We start from the raw sequence: 6,393 nt of genomic DNA, 5'->3' as shown, positions 1-6,393 counted from the left end.
GGCGGGCGCCGCCGACGCGACCAGCACGGGTGACCCGGCGGGCAACGTCGGCGCGGCGGATGGGGCCAGCTCGCCGACGGAGCCGGGAGCGGCACCCGTCGTCGGTGTCGGCGAGCTCAACGCACTGCTGGCTGCCGCAGCCGACACCCTGACCCGGGCAGTGGTCAAGGCCGTGCTGGCCGCCGATTCCGTGTCCGGCCCTGGTGGAGTCTTCCCCTCCTACCGCGACCTGTACGGGCGGCAGGCGGCGGACTGACCCACCCACGCCCCGCCGGAACGGCTCGCGTACCGGGCAGCCGGTCGGGCGCCGCCCCGGCCACCGGGCCGTGGCGGCGCCCAACTGCCGGGCCTCGTCAGGGCTTGCGGGCGACGGCACCGTACTGGGGGACGACTTCCGGCTGGTCACCGACTCCGACCGGACTGCCACCGTCCGCCCCCGTCGCGTCCGAAACGTCGGCTCGCCAGCGTGAGCAGGAGACCAGCCCGGGCTCGAGGAGTTCCAGGCCCTCGAAGAAGCGGCTGATCTCCGGGCCGGTACGGGCGGTGATCGGCGGCGTGGCGTTCTCGTTCCAGAAGCGCATCGCCTCGGCCTGCGACCCACCGCCCAGTTCGATGTCAGTGGTGGGGTGGGTGAGCACCAGGTAACTGCCGGACGGCACGGCGGCCAGCAACTCGTCGACGATCCTCTGCGCCTTCTCCGTGTCCAGGACGAAGTTGAGAATGCCGAGCAGCAGCACGGCGACCGGCTGACCGAAGTCGAGCGTGCGGCGGGCCGCTTGCAGGATCGCCGACGGGTCGTGCGCGTCGGCGTCCAGGTACGCAGTCGTGCCGGCGGCGGTGCTGGTGAGCAGTGCTCGGGCGTGGGTCAGTACGAGCGGGTCGTTGTCGACGTACACGATGCGCGCGTCGGGGGCTGAACGCTGGGCGACTTCGTGGGTGTTGTTGTGGGTGGGCAGGCCGGTGCCTATGTCGAGGAACTGGCGGATGCCCGCGTCCTCGACGAGATGCCGCACCGCGCGGATCAGGAACCGCCGGTCGGCGCGGGCGACGTCGACGATGCCCGGGAACATACTCCGGACGTGGGCGCCCGCGCGGCGGTCGGCCTCGTAGTGGTCCTTGCCGCCGAGCCAGTAGTTCCACACGCGGGCGTTGTGGGCCACGTTCGGGTCAACTGCGGGTGCCTGCTTGTCCGTCACACGTCCTCCTGGCTGCTGTAGGTGACGTCATCATGCCCCGCGGACCGCTGCCGCAGGTGCCCCAGGCCCTGCTGGGTCCCCGCGACGGCCCGCTAGATCGCCGTGGCTGCCCCGGCCGGCCGCCGTCCCGGCCCGGGCGGTCACCGAGCCCACCCGGTCGGTCGCCCGTCCCCGCCCGGTCGACGTGGTGTGTACAAGCTGGTTCTGGCTCGCCTTCCGTGACGGACACACGGTGAGTGGGCGGGTTCCACGGCACGGTCAGATGCGGTTCCGTGGGTACCGGGCGTTCCAGTAGCTGAGAACCGCCATGCGCTGGTCCTGGAGACTCGCGACGTCGCCAGGGAGCGCAGGGGCGAAGATGTCGACTGTGGCGGGAGCTGCGTCCTGGGCGTCCGGGGGAAGCACGTAGGCCTCCCGTCCGTTGGTGAACTGCCGCAGCTGTCCGGAAGGGTGGACGTGGGGACGAGCACCCTGGCAGCAGAGCAAACGGCCTTCGCGTTCCAGTTGCCTGCGGACCTGGAGGAGGCAGTCGAGGTAGTCAGTGCCTCTGATGACGGTCCGGAAGTGATCGTCCAGAAGCTCGATCAGCGCTGCGGAGGGGCTGCCGATCTGGATGACGACGTCCTGCATGCCGCCGCCCGCGTCAACGGTCTGCAGGCGCACTCTCTCAGCCCACTCCGGCTGAGGATCACTGCTACGGGGTGCCTCCCCTTGAGACCGACTGTGCACAGCGGTCATGATCCCTGCCGATTGAGATCCCGGGCAAGGTCTCATCACCACGGCGGACGGCCTCGATGACGGCACGCTGCGGCTGACGGGCCGGTCGGCAGGCCAGCAGGCTGCCCGTCGCCGGCTGTTCCTCCGGTCGGCGCTGATGACTGCTCGACGCACGTGTGGCGGCCGCGGAAAGTGTTCAGACCGAGGTGCCGACGGCCGCGTCCCCGACCGGCGGACGGGCCGGTCGGGGACGCGGGGCGGTGATCGGCGTGCCGTCGGGTGGTCCCGCCGGTTGCCGTCGGCGGATCAGGCCGGGACCGCGGTCCGGCTCTGCTTGGGCTGCTCCTCCCCGGCGGGGGCGACCGCCGCGGTCCCGGCGGTGCGCTTGAGCAGGACGACGAGCGTGGTGCTGATCACCGTGCCGACCGCGATGGCCACCAGGTACAGCAGCGGGCTGCCGATCAGCGGGACCACGAACACGCCGCCGTGCGGGGCCCGCAGCGTGGAGCCGAAGGCCATGCTCAGCGCCCCGGTCACGGCGCCGCCCGCCATCACGGAGGGGATGACACGCAGCGGGTCGGCGGCGGCGAAGGGGATGGCACCCTCGGTGATGAACGAGGCGCCGAGGACCCAGGCCGCCTTGCCGTTGTCGCGCTCGGTCTTGGTGAAGAGCTTGCCGCGCACGGTGGTGGCGAGGGCCATCGCCAGCGGCGGCACCATGCCTGCGGCCATGACGGCGGCCATGACGGTCAGTGCGCCGTCGCTGGGGTCGGAGACCGCGATGCCGCCGGTGGCGAAGGCGTAGGCGACCTTGTTGACCGGGCCGCCCAGGTCGAAGCACATCATCAGGCCGAGCAGGGCGCCCAGCAGCACGGCGTTCGCTCCGCTGAGGCCGCTCAGCCAGTCGGTGAGGGCCGACTGCACGGAGGCGATCGGCTTGCCGATGACCACGAACATCAGGAAGCCGACGACCGCGGAGGAGATCAGCGGGATCACCACGACCGGCATGATGCCGCGCAGCACGTCCGGGATCCTGACCCGCTGGATGGCCATGACCACCGCACCGGCCAGCAGACCGGCGACGAGGCCGCCGAGGAAGCCGGCTTCGATGGTGAGCGCGATGGCACCGCCGACGAAGCCGGGCACGAGACCTGGCCGGTCGGCCATGCCGTAGGCGATGTAGCCGGCGAGCACGGGGACCAGGAAGCCGAACGCCGCACCGCCGATCTGGAAGAACAGCGCGGCCCAGCTGGCGGTGTCGAGCCAGGAGAACTGCTCGGCGACGGAGGGGGCCTCGGTGATGTCGTAGCCGCCGATCGCGAAGGCGAGCGCGATCAGCAGACCGCCGGCCGCGACGAACGGCACCATGTAACTGACACCGGTCATCAGCCACTTGCGCAGGCGGGTGGCGTAGCCGTCGCCGTTGTCGCCGGCCTCGTCGACCGGCGTGTCGCCCGCGGAGGCGGCGGTGGTCTCACCGCGTTCGGCCTTGGCCCGTACCTCGGTGATGAGGTCGGCGGCGCGGTTGATGCCGGCCTTGACGCCGACGTCGACGGTGGGCTTTCCCGCGAAGCGGCCCTTGTCCCGCACTTCGACGTCGTGGGCGAGGATCACGCCGTCGGCGGCCTTGATGACCGCCGGGTCGATCCGGTCGAACCCGGCTGAGCCCTGGGTCTCGACGGTGATCTCGACGCCGGCGGCGCGGGCGGCGTTCTCCAGTGACTCGGCCGCCATGTAGGTGTGGGCGATGCCCGTGGGGCAGGAGGTGACGGCGACGATACGGAACGGTGTGCGCTCCGGCTCCACGCCGGCCGCGTCCGTGTCCCCCACGCCACCGGAGCCGCCGGGAGCACCGGCCTCCCTCGACCCGGGACCCGCAGCCACGGAACCGGCAGCCCCGGAGCCGGCGTCCTCGGGCCCCGCAGCCCCGGTGTCCGCAGCACCCGCCCCGCCCGCCCCGGCGTCGTCGGTTGCCGCGTCCGGTGCGGGTTCGGTGGTGTCACCCGACTCGCCGCGGATCAGGGCGGCGGCGTGCTCGGGGTCGTCGGCTGCGCGCAGGGCGTCGGTGAAGGTGCTGTCCATCAGCGAGCGGGCCAGGCCGGACAGGATGGAGAGGTGGTCGCTGTCGGCGCCGGCGGGTGCGGCGATCAGGAAGACCAGGTCGGCCGGACCGTCGGCGGCACCGAAGTCCACGGGCGTGGTGGGGCGTCCGAAGGCCAGGGAGGGTTCGGTGACGTGTTCGCTGCGGCAGTGCGGGATGCCGATGCCGCCGTCCAGGCCGGTGGGCATCTGGGCTTCGCGGGCGGCGACGTCGGCCAGGAAGCCGTCCAGGTCGGTGACCCGGCCGGCCGTGACCATGCGCTCGGCCAGCAGGCGAACGGTGTCGTCTTTGGTGGTGGCGGCCAGGTCGAGGTCGACCAGATCCGCGGTGATCAGGTGGCTCATCGCACGGCTCCGTTGACGCTGTCGGGGTCTCGGGAAGACCCCGGGAGTGCTGGGGACGGTGGGGGGCGGCGGTTGGGGGACGCCTCAGGGGGCGTCGGTGAGGGGACGGTTGAGTGGCACGTCGGCGGTGACGGTGACGCGCCGGGGGCGGAGGTCGGCCGGAGTCGGCATCTGGCTGCCGGGCAGTTGCACGGCGGCGGCCCCGTGCGCCACGGCGGAGGCGAGGGCCTCCGGTCCGCTGCCGCCGGCGGCGAGAAACCCCGCCAACGACGCGTCGCCGGCGCCGACGTTGCTGCGCACCGTGTCGACGGGGGCGCTGCCGAACCAGGTGCCGTCGGCGGCGACGAGCAGTTGCCCGTCCGCGCCGAGGCTGGCGAGTACCGTCCGCGCTCCGGCGTCCCGGACGTCCTCCGCGGCCTTCACCGCGTCGCCGACAGTGCTCAGCGGGCGCCCGACGGCGTCGGCGAGCTCCTCGGCGTTGGGTTTGACGACGTCCGGGCCCTCCCGGAGGGCGGCGGTGAGCGACGGGCCGGAGGTGTCCAGCGCGATCCGGGCCCCGGCCCGGTGCGCGCGGGCCACGAGGTCGGCGTACCACTCGGGACCGAGACCGCGCGGCAGGCTGCCGCAGCAGGCGATCCAGGTGGCGTCGTGCGCGGCGGCTCCGGCGCGGACCGTCTCGAGCAGCGCCTCGGCTTCGGCGGAAGTGAGCAGCGGGCCGGCGGCGTTGATCTTGGTGAGGGTGCCGTCGGGTTCCGCGACGGAGATGTTGACCCGGGTCGAACCGGCGATGGGCACTCCGGTGACCTCGATGCCCTGCTCCCCGAGCAGCACGCCGAGCAGCGCGCCTTCCGGCCCGCCGAGCGGCAGCGCGGCCACCGTGCGGCGACCGGCGGCGGCCACCGCACGGGAGACGTTCACTCCCTTGCCGCCCGGGTCCACCCGGTCGGCGACGGCCCGGAGCACGGCGCCGCGGTCCAGCGAGGGGATCTCGTAGGTGCGGTCGAGGCTGGGGTTGGGGGTGACGGTGAGGATGGTCATACCCGTGCTACCTCCGTGCCCTGCCGCTCGATGGCGTGGGCGTCGTCGGGGCTGAGGCCGGTGTCGGTGATCAGCAGGTCGACCTTGGACAGGTCACCGAACCGGGCGAAGTGCTGCTGGCCGAGCTTGGCGGAGTCGGCCAGCAGGACGACCCGGCGGGCGGCGTCGACCAGTTGCCGTTTGACGGCGGCCTCGGCCAGGTCGGGGGTGGTCAGTCCGCCGTCCGGGCAGAAGCCGTTGGTGGCGAGGAAGAGCACGTCGGCGTTGATCTCGCGGTAGGTCCGCAGGGCCCAGGCGTCGACGGCGGCCCGGGTGCGGTGCCGGACCCGTCCGCCGACCAGGTGCAGGTCGATCGAGGGGTGGTCGGCCAGCCGGGCGGCGAGCGGAAGTGCGTGGGTCACCACGGTCAGGGCGGAGTCCAGTGGGAAGGCCCCGGCGAGCCGCCCGGTGGTGGTGCCCGCGTCCAGGATCACGCTGCCGTCGGTGGGCAGTTCGTCCACGGCGGCGCGCGCGATGCGGTCCTTCTCGTCGGCGGCGGTGCCCTCCCGCTCGCTCAGATCGGGTTCGATGTCGAAACGTCCGGCGGGTATGGCGCCGCCGTGCACCCGGCGTACGAGTCCGGCCCGGTCGAGGGCCTTCAGGTCACGCCGCACGGTCTCGGCGGTGACCTGGAACTCCGCGGCGAGGGACAGCACGTCCACCCGCCCGCTCTCCCGAGCGATGCGGAGGATCTCCTGCTGACGTTCCGGTGCGTACATGTGGTTTTGAGTCCGCTCCATGTCCGAGCTTGTTGTTTCACCTGCACGCTACGCGCGAGAGTCCGCAAAGTAAACAGATTCAGACATGAACGGGCGCGACGCACTCACGGGCGCGGCCAGAGCCACGGACAGGGACACGGGCTCGGCTCAACCGACCGCCCCTGCCTCCGGCCTCAGCCCCGCCCCCGGCCGGACGCCCTGCCCCGGCCGGACGCCACTGCCTCAGCCCCGGTCGCCGG

General features: G+C 72.7%; 5 protein-coding genes and 1 pseudogene. 1 reads left to right on the top strand and 5 read right to left on the bottom strand.

The window, feature by feature from the left end; translation table 11 throughout:
* Positions 1 to 256, top strand: a pseudogene (locus ACYVE9_RS12470) (hypothetical protein); the annotation flags it as partial.
* Positions 257 to 353: 97 nt separating this feature from the next.
* On the opposite strand, the gene ACYVE9_RS12465 reads toward ACYVE9_RS12470, so the two are convergent.
* The 5 genes from ACYVE9_RS12465 to ACYVE9_RS12445 all read right to left on the bottom strand — a co-directional run bounded on the left by ACYVE9_RS12465 (position 354) and on the right by ACYVE9_RS12445 (position 6,154).
* The gene (locus ACYVE9_RS12465) at positions 354 to 1,196 is read right to left on the bottom strand and encodes an SAM-dependent methyltransferase (RefSeq protein WP_461027870.1); all 843 of its coding nucleotides are present in this window, start codon (positions 1,194 to 1,196) and stop codon (positions 354 to 356) included.
* Between the two features lie 258 nt (positions 1,197 to 1,454).
* Positions 1,455 to 1,859 (bottom strand): hypothetical protein, encoded by a 405-nt coding sequence (locus ACYVE9_RS12460; protein WP_461027869.1) that lies wholly within the window; start codon positions 1,857 to 1,859, stop codon positions 1,455 to 1,457.
* A gap of 360 nt (positions 1,860 to 2,219) precedes the next feature.
* Positions 2,220 to 4,358, bottom strand: a complete 2,139-nt coding sequence (locus tag ACYVE9_RS12455) for a PTS fructose transporter subunit IIABC (RefSeq protein ID WP_461027868.1) — start codon at positions 4,356 to 4,358, stop codon at positions 2,220 to 2,222.
* Between the two features lie 84 nt (positions 4,359 to 4,442).
* Positions 4,443 to 5,396 (bottom strand): 1-phosphofructokinase, encoded by a 954-nt coding sequence (pfkB, locus tag ACYVE9_RS12450; protein ID WP_461027867.1) that lies wholly within the window; start codon positions 5,394 to 5,396, stop codon positions 4,443 to 4,445.
* A complete protein-coding gene (locus ACYVE9_RS12445) occupies positions 5,393 to 6,154 on the bottom strand; it encodes a DeoR/GlpR family DNA-binding transcription regulator (protein WP_461027871.1) in 762 nt (253 codons plus the stop codon). Before ACYVE9_RS12445 ends, pfkB begins: the two co-directional genes overlap by 4 nt.
* Between the last annotated feature and the right edge of the window lie 239 nt (positions 6,155 to 6,393).

Source organism: Streptomyces sparsus (assembly GCF_054776295.1).
Note: the sequence above shows the minus strand (reverse complement) of the source record. Positions and strands in the feature narration are given on the sequence as shown.